11 protein-coding genes and 1 pseudogene are annotated in these 17,295 nt (G+C 72.7%); 1 reads left to right on the plus strand and 11 read right to left on the minus strand.

Features of this window, described 5'->3' with window-relative positions:
- Positions 1 to 175: 175 nt before the first annotated feature.
- The 8 genes from tmk to bldG form a co-directional block, all read right to left on the minus strand.
- Positions 176 to 3,442 carry a dTMP kinase gene (gene tmk / locus MXD57_RS11825; RefSeq protein WP_250401319.1) on the minus strand — a complete coding sequence of 1,089 codons (3,267 nt, stop codon included), beginning with the start codon at positions 3,440 to 3,442 and terminating at the stop codon, positions 176 to 178.
- A gap of 139 nt (positions 3,443 to 3,581) precedes the next feature.
- A complete protein-coding gene (gene topA / locus MXD57_RS11830; RefSeq protein WP_250401320.1) occupies positions 3,582 to 6,461 on the minus strand; it encodes a type I DNA topoisomerase in 2,880 nt (959 codons plus the stop codon).
- 257 nt (positions 6,462 to 6,718) lie between these two features.
- Positions 6,719 to 6,916, minus strand: coding sequence for a hypothetical protein (locus MXD57_RS11835; protein WP_250401321.1), 198 nt, complete (start codon positions 6,914 to 6,916; stop codon positions 6,719 to 6,721).
- A gap of 292 nt (positions 6,917 to 7,208) precedes the next feature.
- Positions 7,209 to 8,753 carry a DUF7059 domain-containing protein gene (locus MXD57_RS11840; protein WP_250401322.1) on the minus strand — a complete coding sequence of 515 codons (1,545 nt, stop codon included), beginning with the start codon at positions 8,751 to 8,753 and terminating at the stop codon, positions 7,209 to 7,211.
- A gap of 212 nt (positions 8,754 to 8,965) precedes the next feature.
- The gene (locus MXD57_RS11845; RefSeq protein ID WP_250401323.1) at positions 8,966 to 9,568 is read right to left on the minus strand and encodes a small secreted protein; all 603 of its coding nucleotides are present in this window, start codon (positions 9,566 to 9,568) and stop codon (positions 8,966 to 8,968) included.
- Positions 9,569 to 9,781: 213 nt separating this feature from the next.
- Positions 9,782 to 12,187 carry a sodium-translocating pyrophosphatase gene (locus MXD57_RS11850; protein ID WP_250401324.1) on the minus strand — a complete coding sequence of 802 codons (2,406 nt, stop codon included), beginning with the start codon at positions 12,185 to 12,187 and terminating at the stop codon, positions 9,782 to 9,784.
- Between the two features lie 317 nt (positions 12,188 to 12,504).
- Positions 12,505 to 12,942: an ATP-binding protein gene (locus MXD57_RS11855; protein WP_250401325.1), complete on the minus strand. Its 438-nt coding sequence runs from the start codon at positions 12,940 to 12,942 to the stop codon at positions 12,505 to 12,507.
- 155 nt (positions 12,943 to 13,097) lie between these two features.
- Positions 13,098 to 13,439, minus strand: coding sequence for an anti-sigma factor antagonist BldG (bldG, locus tag MXD57_RS11860; RefSeq protein WP_010986038.1), 342 nt, complete (start codon positions 13,437 to 13,439; stop codon positions 13,098 to 13,100).
- An 80-nt stretch (positions 13,440 to 13,519) separates the two neighbouring features.
- Between bldG and MXD57_RS11865 the strand changes: the two genes are divergently transcribed.
- Positions 13,520 to 16,033 carry a DEAD/DEAH box helicase gene (locus tag MXD57_RS11865; RefSeq protein ID WP_250401326.1) on the plus strand — a complete coding sequence of 838 codons (2,514 nt, stop codon included), beginning with the start codon at positions 13,520 to 13,522 and terminating at the stop codon, positions 16,031 to 16,033.
- An 80-nt stretch (positions 16,034 to 16,113) separates the two neighbouring features.
- Here the strand turns inward: MXD57_RS11865 and MXD57_RS11870 are convergent, their stop codons facing one another.
- The 3 genes and pseudogenes from MXD57_RS11870 to MXD57_RS11880 all read right to left on the minus strand — a co-directional run bounded on the left by MXD57_RS11870 (position 16,114) and on the right by MXD57_RS11880 (position 17,211).
- Entirely contained in the window at positions 16,114 to 16,524 is a 411-nt protein-coding gene (locus tag MXD57_RS11870) for an Rv3654c family TadE-like protein (protein ID WP_250401327.1), read from the minus strand.
- A gap of 140 nt (positions 16,525 to 16,664) precedes the next feature.
- Positions 16,665 to 16,988: pseudogene (locus MXD57_RS11875) on the minus strand (TadE family type IV pilus minor pilin); the annotation flags it as partial.
- A 22-nt stretch (positions 16,989 to 17,010) separates the two neighbouring features.
- A complete protein-coding gene (locus tag MXD57_RS11880) occupies positions 17,011 to 17,211 on the minus strand; it encodes a DUF4244 domain-containing protein (protein ID WP_250401329.1) in 201 nt (66 codons plus the stop codon).
- Positions 17,212 to 17,295 lie beyond the last annotated feature (84 nt).

Below are 17,295 nucleotides of genomic sequence, written 5' to 3' on the forward strand. Positions count from 1 at the left end.
TCCACCACCGAGGTGGAGTCGGCGCTGGTCTCGCACCCGTCGGTCGCCGAGGCGGCGGGGGGGGGGGCCCCCCCCCCCGGCGGGGGCGCGCGCGGGCCCCCGGGGGGGTCGGGGGGCCGCCGCCCGGACGTCCCCGCCCGGCCTGCCCGTGCGCACGGGCCCCCGGTGTCCGCGCTCAGCCGCGCCGGCCGCGGCCGCGCCGCCGCGGCTCGTCGTCGCCGGAGCCGTCCCGCTCCCGGCCGTCGTAGGACCCGAGCAGTTCGTCCGCCAGGGAGGGCAGGTCGTCCAGCGGGGTCTCCTCGGCCCAGTCGGGCCGGGGCCGGCGGCGGGGTGTGCCGTCGCCGTCGACCTGGGGCATCTCCCGCGTGCGGTCCTCGGCGCCGTCGGGCCGGGCGGCGTCCCGCCCGCCCCGGGAGTCGTCCCGGAAGTAGCCGGGCGGCAGCCGGTGGGCGGGGTCGTCGTCCCGGACCGGCGGCAGCACGGCGGTCTCCTCGGCTGCACCGGACGGCACGGGCGGCAGCACCGCCGTCTCGTCCGCGGCGCCGGAGGGGGCCGGCGGCTGCGGCAGCTCGGCCGTCACCTCGGAGTCGGCGGTGCGGCCGGCCGTGCGCGCGTCCTCGGCGCGCTCCTCGCGCACCGGCCGCAGCACCGCCGTCTCGTCGTCGCCCGGCGAGACCACCGGCGTGGGCACCGTCTCCGCCGCCCCCGGTGCGACCACCGGCGTCGCCACGGTCGCGGCGTCGGGCGTCATGCCCGGGACCTTCGGCTGCGGCGTGCCCGGCCGGCGGGCCGCGGTGTCGGCCGCGGCGGCCGCGGCGGCCGCCTGCCGGCGGGCCTCCTCGGCACGCAGCAGCGCCTCCTCGGCCTTCCGCTGCTTGTCCAGGCGCCTGGCCTCCTCCTCGGCACGCAGCCGGGCCTGCCGGGCCTCCTCGTCGGCGCGCAGCCGGGCCTCCTCCTCGGCCTGCCGGCGCCTGCGCTCCTCCTCGGCCTTGCGGCGTGCCTCCTCCTCGGCACGGGCCTTCTCCTCGGCGAGCAGTCGCTGCCGCTCCTCCTCCGCCTTGCGGGCGGCCTCCTCGGCCCGCCGCCGGGCCTCCTCCGCCTGCCGTTCGGCCTCACGGCGCTGCGCCTCCTCCAGCTCGCGGCGCTTGCGCTCCTCCTCCTCGGCGCGCAGCTTGGCGAGCTGCTCCTGGCGCTCACGCTCCAGGCGCTCCTCCTCGGCCTTGCGCGCGGCCTCCTCCTCGGCCTTGCGGCGCGCCTCCTCCTCGGCCTTCTTCCGGGCCTCCTCCTGGGCCTTGATCTCGGCCTCGGACAGGGGGAGCACGGTGTCGAGCCGGTGCCGGATCACGGTGGTGACGGCCTCGGGCTCCTGCCCGGCGTCCACCACCAGGTAGCGGCCGGGGTCGGAGGCGGCGAGGGTGAGGAAACCGGCCCGTACCCGCGCGTGGAACTCCGCCGGCTCCGACTCGAGGCGGTCGGGGGCCTCGGTGAACCGCTCGCGGGCGGCCTCCGGAGCGACGTCCAGCAGGACGGTGAGGTGCGGGACGAGTCCGTTGGTGGCCCACCGGTTGATGCGGGCGATCTCGGTCGGGGACAGATCGCGGCCCGCGCCCTGGTAGGCGACGGACGAGTCGATGTACCGGTCCGAGATGACGACCGCGCCGCGCTCCAGGGCGGGCCGTACGACGGTGTCGACGTGCTCGGCACGGTCGGCGGCGTACAGCAGCGCCTCCGCGCGGTGGGACAGACCGGCCGAGGACACGTCCAGCAGGATCGAGCGCAGCCGCTTGCCGACGGGGGTGGCGCCCGGCTCCCGGGTCAGCACGACCTCGTGCCCCTTGGCCCGGATCCAGTCGGCGAGGGCCTCGGCCTGGGTGGACTTGCCGGCTCCGTCGCCGCCCTCCAGGGCGATGAAGAAACCGTCCGCCGCCTGGGCGGTGACCGGGTCGTCGCCGCCGAGCAGCGCGTCCCTGAGGTCGTGCCGCAGCGGGACGCCGGAGCGGTCGTCGGCCTTGGCCAGGACGATCACGGCCACCGGCAGCAGCAGCGCGCCGACCAGCATCAGCGTGAACGAGGCCCCGCCGTGCGCGAAGACGAACTTGCCGTTCTCCAGCCGGTGCGGGCCGATCAGCCCCGCGACGACGGGCGCGACGAGGGCGCCGAGCGCTATGAAGACCCGTACGACGGCGTGCAGGTGCTCGGTGGCGCGCGCCCGGCGGTATTCCTCGGTCTCCTGGTCGAGCAGGGCGTGCCCGGTGTTGGCGGCGATGCCCGCGCCGACGCCGGCCAGCGTGACGATCAGCAGCACAGTGGTGACGTCCGGGACCAGCCCGGCGGCCAGCAGGGCGATGCCGGTGAAGGCGATGGCGAGCGCGAGGAGCCGGCGGCGCGAGAGCGAGGGCAGCACCGAGGGCGCGGTGCGGATGCCGACGGCGGTACCGCCGGTCAGGCCGAGGACCAGCAGGCCGTACAGGACCGGGCCGCCGCCCAGGTCCTTGGCGTGCAGTACGCAGACCGCGACGGCGGCGGCGACGGCTCCGGCGACGGCGGCGCAGGCCGGGACGAGCAGGGGAATGGCGCCGGTGCGGCCCTTGTCGACCCCGGTGCCGGTACGCGGGCGGCGCAGCCCCTCCAGCGGGGACCGCGGCCTGGGGGTGCGTGTGCCGGGCAGCTCCAGGGCGGTCAGCACCGACAGGGACGCGGCGAACAGACCGGCCGCGACATAGGAGCCGAGGGCCGCCTGGTGCTGGTCGAACCAGGCCACGCCCGTGCCGAGCAGGTTGTTCAGCAGTGCGGCGACGACCAGGGTCGCGGCGGCCAGCGGGACGGCCAGGAAGGCGGTGCGCAGCGCGAGCCGGCGCAGCGCGTCCAGGTGGTCCGGCAGCGGCCGTACCGTCGCTCCCTCCGGGGGCGGGGCGGGCAGCAGGGCGGGGGCCGCGCTCTCCCGGCACACCGTCCACAGCCGCTCGGCGACGCCGGTGACGAAGACGGTGACGAGCAGGACGGCGAGCGCGTTGTCCGGGATCCAGTCGATCCACAGGGGCGCGACGATCAGCAGCGCGGCCCGCAGGCCGTCGGCGCCGACCATGGTCCAGCGCCGGTCGAGCGGGCCCTCCTCGTCGATGAGCGCGGTCAGCGGGCCGAGCAGGACGGCGCCGAAGAGCAGGGTGGCGAGGATGCGCACCGCGAAGACGATCGCCACTGCGAACGCCGCGCCCCGGTACCCCCCGCCGAAGGAGCTCTCGGCGACGGCCGCCTGGAGGGCCAGGACGACCAGCACGAGAAGGGCGAGACAGTCGCCGACACCACTCACGAGCTGCGCGCTCCACAGGCGCTTGACCTGCGGTCGGCGCAGCAGGGAGCGCACGGCGCGCTCGCGGGAGTCCGCGACCAGGGCGTCGTCCGGTGCTGGCGTGGGGGCCGTGGGCTGCTCGGCTCGCGTCATGCGTTCAGCCTATCCGCAGGCGCCGACACCACACCCACTACTCCTGACGTGTGCACGCCCCGGCATCGAGGTGATGCCGGGGCGTTCGTTTCGCGAAGCCGGAGCCGGCCGGAGTGACGGTCCGGGCGGCGGCCGGAGGTCAGTCCTCCGTGCCCGAAGCCGTCGCCTTCGACGCCGTCGCCTTGGACGCCGTGGTCTTCTTCGCGGCCGTCTTCTTGGCCGTGGTCTTCTTCGCGGCCGTCGTCTTCTTCGCCGCCGTCTTCTTGGCGGTGGTCTTCTTCGCCGGAGCGGCCTTCTTCGCGGTGGCCTTCTTCACGGTCTTCTTCGCCGTCTTCTTCGCGGGGCCCTTCGCCCTCTTCTCGGCGAGCAGTTCGAAGCCGCGCTCGGGGGTGATCGTCTCGACGCTGTCGCCGGAGCGCAGGGTCGCGTTGGTCTCCCCGTCGGTGGCGTACGGCCCGAAGCGGCCGTCCTTGACGACGACCGGCTTGCCGGATACCGGGTCCTCGCCCAGCTCCTTCAGCGGGGGCTTGGCGGCGGCCCGGCCACGCTGCTTCGGCTGGGCGTAGATCGCCAGCGCCTCCTCCAGCGTGATCGTGAAGAGCTGCTCCTCGGCCTGCAGCGAGCGCGAGTCCGTGCCCTTCTTCAGGTAGGGGCCGTAGCGGCCGTTCTGCGCGGTGATCTCCACGCCCTCCGTGTCCGCGCCGACGACCCGCGGCAGCGACATCAGCCGCAGCGCGTCGTCGAGGGTCACCGTGTCCAGCGACATCGACTTGAAGAGGGACGCCGTCCGCGGCTTCACCGCGTTCTTGCCGGTCTTCGGGGTGCCCTCGGGGAGCACCTCGGTGACGTAGGGGCCGTAGCGGCCGTCCTTGGCGACGATCTGGTGGCCGCTCACCGGGTCGGTGCCCAGCTCGAAGTCCCCGCTCGGCTTGGCCAGCAGTTCCTCGGCCAGGTCCACGGTCAGTTCGTCGGGCGCCAGGTCGGCCGGGATGTCGGCGCGCTGGTGCTGCTCGGTGTCCTTCTCGCCGCGCTCGATGTAGGGGCCGTAGCGGCCCACCCGCAGCACGATCTCGTTGCCCACCGGGAAGGAGGACACCTCGCGCGCGTCGATCGCGCCCAGGTCGGTCACCAGCTCCTTGAGGCCGCCGAGGTGGTCCCCGTCGCCGTTGCCGGCGTCGGCCGCGCCACCCGCGGCGTCCGCGCCGAAGCCGCTGTCCGGTCCCGTCTCGCCGAAGTAGAACCGCTTCAGCCACGGCACCGCACGCGCCTCGCCGCGGGCGATGCGGTCGAGGTCGTCCTCCATGCGCGCGGTGAAGTCGTAGTCGACGAGCCGCCCGAAGTGCTTCTCCAGCAGGTTGACCACGGCGAAGGACAGGAACGACGGCACCAGGGCCGTGCCCTTCTTGAACACGTAGCCGCGGTCGAGGATCGTGCCGATGATCGACGCGTACGTCGACGGGCGGCCGATCTCCCGCTCCTCGAGCTCCTTGACCAGGCTGGCCTCGGTGTAGCGGGCCGGGGGCTTGGTGGCGTGGCCGTCGACCGTGATCTCCTCGGCGGACAGCGCGTCGCCCTGGGCGACCTGCGGCAGCCGGCGCTCGCGGTCGTCCAGCTCGGCGTTCGGGTCGTCGGCGCCCTCGACGTAGGCCTTGAGGAAGCCGTGGAAGGTGATCGTCTTGCCGGACGCGCTGAACTCGACGTCCCTGCCGTCGGCGGCGGTGCCACCGATCTTCACGGTCACGCTGTTCCCGGTCGCGTCCTTCATCTGAGAGGCGACGGTCCGCTTCCAGATCAGCTCGTACAGCCTGAACTGGTCGCCGGTCAGACCGGTCTCGGCCGGGGTGCGGAAACGATCACCCGAGGGCCGGATCGCCTCGTGCGCCTCCTGCGCGTTCTTGACCTTCCCGGCGTACGTACGCGGCCGGTCCGGCAGGTAGTCGGCGCCGTAGAGCTGCGTGACCTGGGCACGGGCGGCCGCGACGGCGGTGTCGCTCAGCGTCGTGGAGTCCGTGCGCATGTACGTGATGTAGCCGTTCTCGTACAGCTTCTGGGCGACCTGCATGGTCGCCTTCGCGCCGAAGCCGAGCTTGCGGCTGGCCTCCTGCTGCAGCGTCGTCGTACGGAACGGCGCGTACGGCGAGCGGCGGTAGGGCTTGGACTCGACGGAGCGCACGGAGAAGCGGGTGCTCTCCAGCGCCGCGGCCAGGGCACGGGCGTTCGACTCGTCGAGGTGCAGGGTGTTCGCGCTCTTGAGCTGCCCGAGGGAGTCGAAGTCGCGACCCTGCGCGATCCGCCTGCCGTCCACGGTCTGCAGGCGCGCGACCAGCGACGACGGGTCCGAGGGGTCTCCGGCCCGGCCGGTCGCGAAGGTGCCCGTCAGGTCCCAGTACTCGGCGGAGCGGAAGGCGATGCGCTCGCGCTCCCGCTCGACGACGAGCCGGGTCGCCACGGACTGGACACGGCCGGCCGACAGGCGCGGCATGACCTTCTTCCACAGGACCGGCGAGACCTCGTAGCCGTAGAGGCGGTCGAGGATGCGGCGGGTCTCCTGGGCGTCGACCATGCGCTGGTTGAGGTCGCGCGGGTTGGCGACGGCCTCGCGGATCGCGTCCTTGGTGATCTCGTGGAAGACCATCCGCTTGACCGGGACCTTGGGCTTCAGGACCTCGAGGAGGTGCCACGCGATGGCCTCGCCCTCGCGGTCCTCATCGGTGGCGAGGAAGAGCTCGTCGGAGTCCTTCAGCAGATCCTTGAGCTTCCTGACCTGCGCCTTCTTGTCCGCGTTGACGACGTAGATCGGCTCGAAGTCGTGCTCGACGTCCACGCCGAGCCGGCGCACCTCGCCGGTGTACTTCTCGGGTACCTCCGCGGCACCGTTCGGAAGGTCGCGGATGTGCCCGACGCTCGCTTCGACTACGTAGCCGGGGCCCAGGTAGCCCTTGATCGTCTTCGCCTTGGCAGGCGACTCGACGATGACGAGTCGGCGGCCGCCCTGTGCGGTCTCGCTGGTCGGGGACAACTTCGCTCTTCTCTCCGGTCGACGCCGACCGCTCTCCCGGCCTTCGTCCCGGGGTCGCGGCGTGCTTCTGGCTCGTGTGACGCTGCGGAGTGTGACGGTACATCCCGCCCCCGTGTCAAACGGGAAAAGCCCACAACGGCCACTCGAACGGTAACCCGACTACCGGCATTCCTGCCGCCCGGACCGCACGCCGGTCCCCGCTCCCCTGTCCGGAGCGTGACGCTCCCATTACCGGGGCGGCACCACTGCCGCCGACGTCAGAGGCGGGTCAGGCAGTACGCGGCCAGGCCCAGCGCGACGACTCCGGCGACACCGGCGAGGGTGGCCGATGCGACCGGGCTCACACCCTGGGCGACCGGCTCGCGGTGCCGCACCCGGATGCCGGTCCACACCAGCAGGGCGCCCCCGAACAGGGCGAACACCAATCCCGCGAAGATCGCCGGTCCGCTCTCCATGCCCCCGCCCGTCCCTTCCGCGCCGTTCGCCGTGCCCAGAGCGGGGAGGGTGGCACGCGCGGGCGACGGGCCGGCGACATCCGGGTGAACGGAAGGCCCCGGGCCACCGGGTGCGGGCGCGAACGGATCCCGGCCGGCACCGAGCCCGTACTTTTCCGGCCGTTTTACCGGCACCGCCGCGTTCCGGCCTGTGCCACCGGCATACGACGGCGATCCGGACGCGGCTACGACGGCTCCGGGAGGGTCGCCGCGGCGGCGCGGCGCGTGGGGTGCGGCCGCGCCCCGCCACCGACTACCGGTCGCGCCCCGCGTCGGGCCGGAGCGCCGGTTCCAGGAAGCCCTGCTCCACCAGCAGCCGGATCTGGGCGGGGGTGCGGTCGCGCAGCAGGACCGGGTCCTCCCCCACGAGCTGGGCGATCGCGTCGAGGATGCGGCCGGCACTCAGTGTGCCGTCGCACACACCCGCGAAGCCCGCGCCGACCGTGTCCACCTTCGTGGCGCGGCGCATACCGCGGTTCTGGCGCAGCACCACGTGCTCGGGGTCCTCGGCGCCGGGCATCCCGACCTGCTCCTGGACCACCTCGGCCATCAGCCGGAAGCGGCCTTCCAGCAGGGCGGCGTCGTCGTGGTCCCGGAGGTAGTCGAGACGGTCGAAGTGCGCCCGGATCGCCTCCCCGAGCGGCTGCTCGATCGAGTGCGGCCACTCCTCCACGGTGATCGTGGGCTCCGCCACCCCGGTCCTGCGCAGGGTGATCCAGCCGAAGCCCACCGCCTTGACCTTGCGGGCCTCGAACTCGTCGAGCCAGGCGTCGTAGCGCGCCTGGTAGTCGGCCGGGTCACCGCGGTGGTCGCCGGCGTCCCTGAGCCAGAGCTCGGCGTACTGCGTGACGTCCTGCACCTCGCGCTGCACGATCCAGGCGTCGCACCCGCGCGGCACCCACGACCTCAGCCTGTCCTGCCACTCCTCCCCCGCGACGTGCTGCCAGTTGGCCAGGAACTGCGCGAACCCGCCCTCGTTGAGACGTTCCCCCGCCTGCTGAACGAGCGAGCGGCACAGATCGTCCCCGCCCATGCCGCCGTCGCGGTACGTCAGCCGCGCGCCCGGCGAGATCACGAAGGGCGGGTTGGACACGATCAGGTCGAACGTCTCGTCGTCCCGGACCGGCTCGAACAGCGAGCCCTCGCGCAGGTCGGCGGCGGGCGCGCCGGAGAGTGCCAGGGTGAGCGCGGTGATGTGCAGTGCGCGCGGGTTGACGTCGGTCGCCGTCACGCGTGTGGCGTGCGAGGAGGCGTGCAGGGCCTGGATGCCGGAACCGGTGCCGAGGTCGAGCGCGGAGGCGACGGGCGTGCGCACGGTGATGCCGGCCAGGGTCATGGAGGCGCCCCCGACGCCCAGGACCACTCCCCCGTCCCGCCTGCCGATGCCGCCCGCACCGCCGACCGCGCAGCCCAGGTCGGACACGATGAACCAGTCCTGGCCGTCGGGGCCGCCATAGGGCCGCACGTCCACGGTCGCGGCGACCTCGTCGCCGGCCACGGAGGTGAGCCAGCCGCCCTCCAGCGCCTGCGCGACCGGCAGAACGGCCGCCACGCGCGCGTGGGGCACCGGTTGCTGGAGCAGGAAGAGGCGTACGAGCGTCTCCAGCGGCGTGTCGCCGCGGGTGGCCCGGAGCGCGGGCACGGTCTCGCTGCGGGCCAGCGCCGTGTAGGCGGGGGCGCCGAGCAGATCGAGCAGCCCGTCCGCGGTGAAGGAGGCGGCGAGCAGGGCGTCGCGCAGGCGTGCGGCGACGTCGGGCCGGTCGGTGGCGGGCAGGGGGGCGGGGCCGGAGTCAGTCACACACCCATTGTGGCCCGGCGCGGCGGGCCGGGGCCGCCTCAGCGCGCGCGGACCGCCCCGGTCCGCCGGCCCGCGGAGAACCCGGTCGGGCGGCGGCGCCGGACGTCCGTGGAGGCCGCCCGCCGGCGTCCGTCCGCCTGTCGGGCCGGCCGTCCGGCTCTCCGGCCGCTGTACGGGTCAGCGGCCGTCCGGCGCTCCGGTGGTCGGCCGGGTCAGCCGGTCGTGGCCGACGCGGGGGCGGAGCCGGACGTGGCGACCTTGCAGCTCGGCTGCTCGGCGATCGCCTCCTTCACGTCGCCCTGCTCCAGCCGCTTCAGCGCCTCCGTGCCGCTGTTGCTCTGCTCACCGATCTGCTTCGTCTGGTCGGCGACCTCGTGCAGGCCCTTGGCGAACTTGCCCTGGTCCTTGGTGTCGAGCCCGTCGACCTTCTTCTTCAGGTCGCCGTAGGCCGTGGCCAGGCCGGAGAGGTTCTTGGCGGCGTCCTTCTGCCGCCTGGCGCCGTCGTCGACCCCGGGGGGCGCTCCGGCGCTGTTGATGGCGGCGGCGAGCCCCTTGTAGCCGTCGGCCATGTCCTGGAAGGCCGTCGAGTACGTGCTCTTGGCGGTCTTGGGCGGCAGGTTGCTGTCCGTGGCTATCTTGGCGATCGAGGCGTTCGCCTCCCTGATCTTGGCGTCCTGCCCGGGCACGGCGTCGCACACCGTCTTGGCCCAGGCGACCAGCTTGGGGTCAGGCCCGCTGTCCTCACTGCTGCATCCCGACAACGCCACTACCAGTACCGCACCGCCGGACAGTGCGGCCGTGAGCTTCTTGTTCACCGGATCGGTCCCTTCCATGGCTCTCGGCCCCCGGAATCTACACGGCATACCGACACACCCCACATGCCGAAGGACCGAAAAGGCTGCTTTTGTGATTCTTTGCACCCTGGGAGAGAAGGCTCACGGCCCGCGCGGCACCGCGCACGCAGCGGGCGGGCGGCACGTCAGCGCGTGCCGCCCGCCCGCCAGTTGCGCAGGCCCGCCGCAGAGGGCCTACGAAAGCACCGCCGCGTCCGGCGAGTTGGAGACCCGCTCGGCACTCTCGTCGTCGCCGACGGCGATTCCGCGCCGCTTGGACACGTACACCGAGACGATGATGACCAGCAGCGCGAGGATCGCGATCCCGATCCGCACGCCCAGGTTCCTGTCGTCACCGTAGGAGAACTTGATCACCGCGGGCGCGATCAGCAGCGAGACCAGGTTCATGACCTTCAGCAGCGGGTTGATCGCCGGGCCGGCGGTGTCCTTGAAGGGGTCGCCCACCGTGTCGCCGATCACCGTGGCGGCGTGGGCCTCACTGCCCTTGCCGCCGTGGTGGCCGTCCTCCACCAGCTTCTTGGCGTTGTCCCAGGCACCGCCGGAGTTGGCGAGGAACACCGCCATCAGCGTGCCCGCGCCGATGGCGCCCGCGAGGTAGGAGCCGAGCGCGCCGACGCCGAGCGTGAAGCCGATGAAGATCGGCGCCATGACGGCGAGCAGACCGGGTGTGGCCAGCTCGCGCAGGGCGTCCTTGGTGCAGATGTCGACGACCTTGCCGTACTCGGGCTTCTCGGTGAAGTCCATGATCCCGGGCTTCTCACGGAACTGCCGCCGCACCTCGAACACCACCGAACCGGCCGAACGCGACACGGCGTTGATGGCGAGTCCGGAGAAGAGGAAGACGACCGCCGCGCCCGCGATGAGGCCGACGAGGTTGTTGGGCTGCGAGATGTCCATCGACAGGCTCATCGGCGCGCCGGGACCGGTGAGCTTCGCGCCGACGTCCTGCACACCGGTGGTGATGGCGTCCCGGTACGACCCGAAGAGCGCCGACGCCGCGAGGACGGCGGTGGCGATGGCGATGCCCTTCGTGATGGCCTTGGTGGTGTTGCCGACCGCGTCGAGGTTGGTGAGCACCTGGGCGCCCGCGCCCTCGACGTCACCGGACATCTCGGCGATGCCCTGCGCGTTGTCCGAGACCGGCCCGAAGGTGTCCATGGCGACGATCACGCCGACCGTGGTGAGCAGGCCGGTGCCGGCCAGGGCGACCGCGAACAGCGCGAGCATGATCGAGGTGCCACCGAGCAGGAATGCGCCGTACACGCCGAGCCCGATGAGCAGGGCGGTGTAGACGGCCGATTCCAGACCCACCGAGATGCCGGAGAGGACGACGGTGGCCGGGCCCGTGAGGGAGGTCTTGCCGATGTCCCTGACCGGACGGCGGGTGGTCTCGGTGAAGTAGCCGGTGAGCTGCTGGATCACGGCGGCGAGCAGGATGCCGATCGCCACCGCCACCAGGGCGAGGATCCGCGGGTCGCCGTCCTTGGCGCGGATCGCCGCGTCGGTGACGCCGCTCAGGTCGGAGTACTTCGCCGGCAGGTAGAGGAAGACCGCGATCGCGACCAGTACGAGGGAGATCACCGCCGAGATGAAGAAGCCCCGGTTGATCGCGGTCATGCCGCTGCGGTCGGCCCGGCGCGGTGCGACCGCGAAGATGCCGACCATGGCGGTGAGCACACCGATCGCGGGTACGAGCAGCGGGAAGGCGAGCCCCGAGTCGCCGAAGGCGGCCTTCCCGAGGATCAGTGCCGCCACCAGGGTGACGGCGTACGACTCGAAGAGGTCGGCCGCCATGCCCGCGCAGTCGCCCACGTTGTCGCCCACGTTGTCGGCGATGGTGGCGGCGTTGCGCGGGTCGTCCTCCGGGATGCCCTGCTCGACCTTGCCGACCAGGTCGGCGCCGACGTCGGCGGCCTTGGTGAAGATGCCGCCGCCCACTCGCATGAACATCGCGATCAGGGCCGCGCCGAGGCCGAAGCCCTCCAGCACCTTCGGCGCGTCGGCCGCGTAGACCAGCACCACACAGGAGGCGCCCAGCAGGCCGAGCCCCACCGTGAACATGCCGACGACGCCGCCCGTGCGAAATGCGATCTTCATCGCGGTGTGCGAGACGGTGGTGAGATCCTTTTCGGGTTCGCCTTCGCCCGGGGTCGCTTCCCGGGCCGCGGCGGCGACGCGCACATTGCTGCGCACGGCGAGCCACATGCCGATATAGCCGGTGGCCGCCGAGAACACCGCGCCGATCAGGAAGAACACCGATCGTCCGGCACGCTGATTCCAGTCGTCCGCAGGCAGCAGCAGGAGCAGGAAGAAGACGACGACGGCGAATACGCCGAGCGTGCGCAACTGCCGGGCGAGGTACGCCTTGGCACCTTCCTGGACCGCTTCGGCGATCTGCTTCATGCTGTCGGTGCCCTCGCCCGCCGCCAGCACCTGGCGCACCAGGACGCCCGCGACCGCGAGCGCGGCCAGGGCGACGGCCGCGATCACCGCCACGATGATCCGGTTGTCGTCCGTGAGTACCGCGGCCGCCAGGGTTGTGGGGTGGCCAAACTGATGAGGGGTAGAAAGCCCCGCCATTCGTCCTCCTTGACGCTTGGGCTGAGCTCAAGATGTGGACGGATTGTAGGTACCCCGGAGTGATCTAAACAGAGGACGGTAAACGGAATTCGCCTTCTTGCGCTCTTCAGCAAATGATCGAGTTCCCGCCATCGAACCCGAAAGAGGTAACGCCCCAAAGGCATTGACGGCCACATTGATGCTTGATCAAATTATCAAGGTATTGATCGTGAATTCCTTCACGCATTCCCGGGCGTGCCGGGGACAGCGCGAAGGGCCCTGCTCAGCAGGGCCCTTCGATGCGCTGTGCGCGGTGTCCGGACGCGCGGTGCGCGGGTTCAGACGAGTGTGACGGCCGGTGGGGCGGTGGGCCAGCTCATGCGGATCAGTCCACCGTCGCGGCCCGTGGTGACCTCCACGTCGTCAACGAGGCCGCTGATGACCGCGAGGCCCATCTCGTCCTCCTCGGCCTCCACATCCGCGTCCGCGGCGGCTCCGCCGGCCACGCGCTCGGCGGGGGCGGCGTGCGGCGCCTCGTCGCCGACCTCGATGGAGAACTGCTTCTCGTCCTCGATCAGCGCCACCTTCACGGGTGCCGTGATGGCGTTGCTCTGGTGGAGTCCGACGGCACGGGAGCAGGCCTCACCCACGGCGAGGCGCACCTCGTCGAGTACGGCCTCGTCCACTCCGGCCCTGCGCGCCACCGCTGCCGCCACCAGGCGGGCGGTCCGGACGTGCTCGGGCAGCGCGCTGAAGCGGAGTTCGACGGTGGCCATGCATCCCCCTCGCGACTACGGACGTGCGGTTCGGGGGCGGGGCCGCCGAGAGCCCGCACCCCCTGCTGTACTACCGGACCCGGTCCGACCGGCCCGGGGCGGGGCCGACCGGTGTCCGGACCGGCGAACGGCCCGGACCGGGTGACCGGCCTGGGTCAGTCGGTGGCCGCCACCGCTTCCTCGACCGAGGTGTGGATCGGGAACACCTTGGTGAGGCCGGTGATACGGAAGATCTTCAAAATGCGCTCCTGGTTGCAGACCAGGCGCAGCGAGCCCTCATGGGCACGCACCCGCTTCAGGCCGCCGACCAGCACGCCGAGCCCGGTGGAGTCGAGGAAGTCCACGCCCTCCATGTCGACGACGAGATGGAAATTGCCGTCGTTCACCAGCTCGACCAACTGCTCGCGCAGCTTGGGCGCGGTGTATACATCGATTTCGCCACCGACCTCGACGACCGTACGATCGCCGACGGTACGGGTCGACAGGGACAGGTCCACGGATCCTCCAGCACCTTGCTATCGAGCGGTCGCCCCTCGGGACATCGGCTTGCGGCCCCCGGGGCGCACCGCCAGCCGCGATGGCATTCAATCACTTACCGGCGTGCGTGCACGACGCCTTGGCCCCATTGTCCGTCACGCCGGTGACACACTCGGTCCCGATGGCCAAGAATCACCGATCCGATCAACCCATGGCGGGCCCGGCGTCCCGCCCGTCTCCGGGTACCGTTCTGGACCGGCTCGCCTCCGGGCCGAGCCGATCTGCGCGCATCACTCATACGGAGCACTTGCCCCCGCGTGCGGGTCGGCATGCCGTCTGGCCTGACCGGATTCGATCCGAGGTGATCGCCGCGGTGCGGGCGGCCGGTATCGAGCACCCGTGGGCCCACCAGGCGCGGGCCGCCGAGCACGCCCTGGACGGCGAGTCGGTGGTGGTCGCCACCGGCACCGCCTCCGGGAAGTCCCTCGCCTACCTGGTGCCGGTGCTGTCGGCCCTCCTGGACGGCGCCGAGGCCCCGAACGGCCGCGGGGCCACCGCCCTGTACCTGGCGCCCACCAAGGCACTCGCTGCGGACCAGTGCCGCTCGGTGAAGGAACTCTCCCAACCTTTGGCCGGTGCCGTACGCCCAGCCGTGTACGACGGCGACACCCCGTTCGAGGAACGGGAGTGGATCCGCCAGTACGCGAACCACGTCCTCACCAATCCCGACATGCTGCACCGCGGCATACTGCCCTCCCACCCGCGCTGGTCCTCCTTCCTGAAGGCGCTCAAGTACGTCGTCGTCGACGAGTGCCACACCTACCGGGGCGTGTTCGGCTCGCACGTCGCCCAGGTGTTGCGGCGGCTGCGCCGGCTGTGCGCGCGCTACGGCGCCTCACCCGTGTTCCTGCTGGCCTCCGCGACCGCCGCGGAACCCGCCGTGGCCGCCGGCCGGCTCACCGGTCTGCCGGTGGTCGAGGTCGCCGACGACGCCTCCCCGCGCGGGGAGCTGGTCTTCGCCCTGTGGGAGCCCCCACTCACCGAACTGCACGGTGAGAAGGGCGCGCCCGTCCGGCGTACCGCCACCGCCGAGACCGCCGACCTGCTGACCGATCTCACCGTGCAGGGCGTGCGCTCGGTCGCCTTCGTGCGCTCACGACGGGGCGCCGAACTGATCTCGGTGATCACCCAGGAGCGCCTGGCCGAGGTCGATCGGTCCCTGGTCCGGCGCGTCGCGGCCTACCGGGGCGGCTACCTCCCCGAGGAGCGCCGGGCCCTGGAACGCGCCCTGCACTCCGGCGAGCTCCTCGGACTCGCCGCCACGACGGCCCTGGAGCTGGGCGTGGACGTCTCCGGTCTGGACGCGGTCCTGATCGCCGGATACCCCGGTACACGTGCCTCCCTGTGGCAGCAGGCGGGCCGCGCGGGCCGCTCCGGGCAGGGTGCCCTGGCGGTGCTGGTGGCCCGCGACGACCCGCTGGACACCTTCCTCGTCCATCATCCCGAGGCCCTGTTCGACCAACCGGTGGAATCGACCGTCCTCGACCCCGACAACCCGTACGTCCTCGCCCCGCACCTGTGCGCCGCCGCGGCGGAGATCCCGCTGACCGAGGAGGACCTCGACCTCTTCGGGCCCGCCTGCGCGGAGCTGCTGCCCCAGCTCGAGGCCGCGAAGCTGCTGCGCCGCCGTACCCGGGCCTGGCACTGGACACGCCGGGAGCGGGCCGCCGACCTGACCGACATCCGCGGCGCGGGCGGGCGGCCGGTGCAGGTCGTGGAGACGGGCACGGGCCGGCTGCTCGGCACGGTCGACGCGGGTGCGGCGCACTCCGCGGTGCACGAGGGCGCGGTGCACCTGCACCAGGGCCGCACCTATCTGGTGCGTTCGCTGGACCTGGAGGACTCCGTCGCGCTGGTCGAGCAGGCCGACCCGCCGTACTCGACGGTCGCCCGGGACACCACGTCGATCTCCGTCTTGGAGACGGACGTCGAGATCCCCTGGGGTTCCGGCCGACTCTGCTACGGCTCGGTGGAGGTCACCAACCAGGTCGTCTCCTTCCTGCGCCGACGGCTCATCACGGGTGAAGTGCTCGGTGAGACGAAACTCGACCTCCCTCCTCGTACGCTGCGCACGCGCGCGGTGTGGTGGACGGTCACCGAGGACCAATTGGACGAGGCGCGGATCACGCCGGAGATCCTCGGCGGCTCCCTGCACGCCGCCGAGCACGCCTCGATCGGGATGCTCCCCCTGTTCGCCACCTGCGACCGCTGGGACATCGGCGGGGTGTCGGTCCCGCTGCACCCGGACACCCTCCTGCCGACGGTGTTCGTCTACGACGGCCATCCGGGTGGCGCGGGCTTCGCGGAGCGCGCCTTCCACACCGCCCGCGCCTGGCTCGCCGCGACCCGTGAGGCCATCGCCTCCTGCGAGTGCGAGGCGGGCTGCCCCTCCTGCATCCAGTCCCCCAAGTGCGGCAACGGCAACGACCCGCTGCACAAGAGGGGGGCGGTACGGCTTCTCACGGTGCTGCTGCGGGAGGCCCCCGAGGAGAAGCCGCGAGGACTCCACAGCGCGGGGCTGAGGCGATGCGGGACTGAGGCGACGCGGGACTGAGGCCCCGCCCACGGCACCGAGGTGCCGAGGCGCCGCCGACGCGTGGCCGAGGCCGCCGTGTGCCGACGCGCGCCTCCCGGTCAGGCGGGCGGCTCGGGAGCGGCGGCCGCCCCCGCCCGGGGCACGGGCCCGGGCGGTCCGGCTCTGGCCCTGGCCTCCACCGTGAACGGCCCGTCTCCGGAGGCCGCCGTGACGTCCGAGACCTCGCCCGCGATCGCGCACCGCACGAGCCGGACTCCCTGGGCCGCCGCCACCCGTTCCGCCCGGGCACAGGCACCGGCGGTGCCCTCGGCCCAGTGGTCCGCGGCGGCGAGCGCCGCCAGATCAGCGCCGCCGGCCGCCCGGTGCCTGACCACGACCGCCTGCCCGAGGACGAGCACGGTGCCGAACACCACACACAGCACGGTGATCACACCGACGCTCCAGACGGTGGCGGAGCCCTGATCAGAGCCCCGGGCTCCGCCACGGAGCACAACTCTCCGGTGCCTCATGACCGCGGCTCCCTCGCGGCCCCGGCCACCGCGCCCGGGCCGGCACCGGCCCCGGCGCCTGACGCCCTGCCCGTGCCCGTTCCCGCGCCTGTGCCCCGGCTGGTGCCCGGGCCCTCGCCGGTGTCGGCGCCGGTGCCCGTGCCCGTGCCGACGGTCTCCTCCGCCAATGCCACCGCCTCCTCCCGCACCTCGAACGGCAGTCCGGACAGCACCGGCGGTCTGGCCACCACCGTCACCCGGACCTGGTCACCCGAGCGGCCGACCGTCACCCGCGCCCCGCGCGGAGCCGCCCGCCGGGTGACCTCCACCACCGCGGCGGCCGGATCCTGCCGGGCGGCGGCCCGGGCGCCGGTGCGGGCGGCGTCCACGCACTGGATCCGGGCGGCCACCACGAGCAGCCCCCAGACCAGCGCCATGGTGAACGCCACCAGCACCGACATCACCACGGCCGACTCCGCGGTCACGAACCCGCGGTCCGAGCCACGCTCACATCCGCGCACTGAGGGCCCGTTTCACGATGGCCTGCAGTTCCGCCTTGACCTGGCCGCTGGTGACCACCTCGTAGAGCAGCAGCGCGAATCCGACCGCGGCCACGATCCCCATCGCGTACTCCGAGGTCACCATGCCCCCGTCCGCGCGCCACCGCTCCCGCACCGACATCCACAGCCTTCCGGCCTTCTTCCGCATCTCGTACTCCCTTCGTTCCGGTTTCTCGTCCCGTTCCGGTTCTCTCGTCCGCTGCCGAGACCACGCCGTCCGTGTCCCGCGCCG

Origin of the sequence: Streptomyces cellostaticus, assembly GCF_023630175.1 — a bacterium.
In the GTDB taxonomy this organism is placed as follows: domain Bacteria; phylum Actinomycetota; class Actinomycetes; order Streptomycetales; family Streptomycetaceae; genus Streptomyces; species Streptomyces cellostaticus_A.

Coding starts and splice junctions, on each gene's coding strand:
- MXD57_RS11835 (WP_250401321.1), bottom strand. CDS start 6,916: ATGGAGAGCGGACCGGCGATCTTCGCGGGATTGGTGTTCGCCCTGTTC.
- tmk (WP_250401319.1), bottom strand. CDS start 3,442: ATGACGCGAGCCGAGCAGCCCACGGCCCCCACGCCAGCACCGGACGAC.
- MXD57_RS11870 (WP_250401327.1), bottom strand. CDS start 16,524: ATGAGGCACCGGAGAGTTGTGCTCCGTGGCGGAGCCCGGGGCTCTGAT.
- MXD57_RS11880 (WP_250401329.1), bottom strand. CDS start 17,211: ATGCGGAAGAAGGCCGGAAGGCTGTGGATGTCGGTGCGGGAGCGGTGG.
- MXD57_RS11865 (WP_250401326.1), top strand. CDS start 13,520: ATGGCATTCAATCACTTACCGGCGTGCGTGCACGACGCCTTGGCCCCA.
- MXD57_RS11850 (WP_250401324.1), bottom strand. CDS start 12,187: ATGGCGGGGCTTTCTACCCCTCATCAGTTTGGCCACCCCACAACCCTG.
- MXD57_RS11855 (WP_250401325.1), bottom strand. CDS start 12,942: ATGGCCACCGTCGAACTCCGCTTCAGCGCGCTGCCCGAGCACGTCCGG.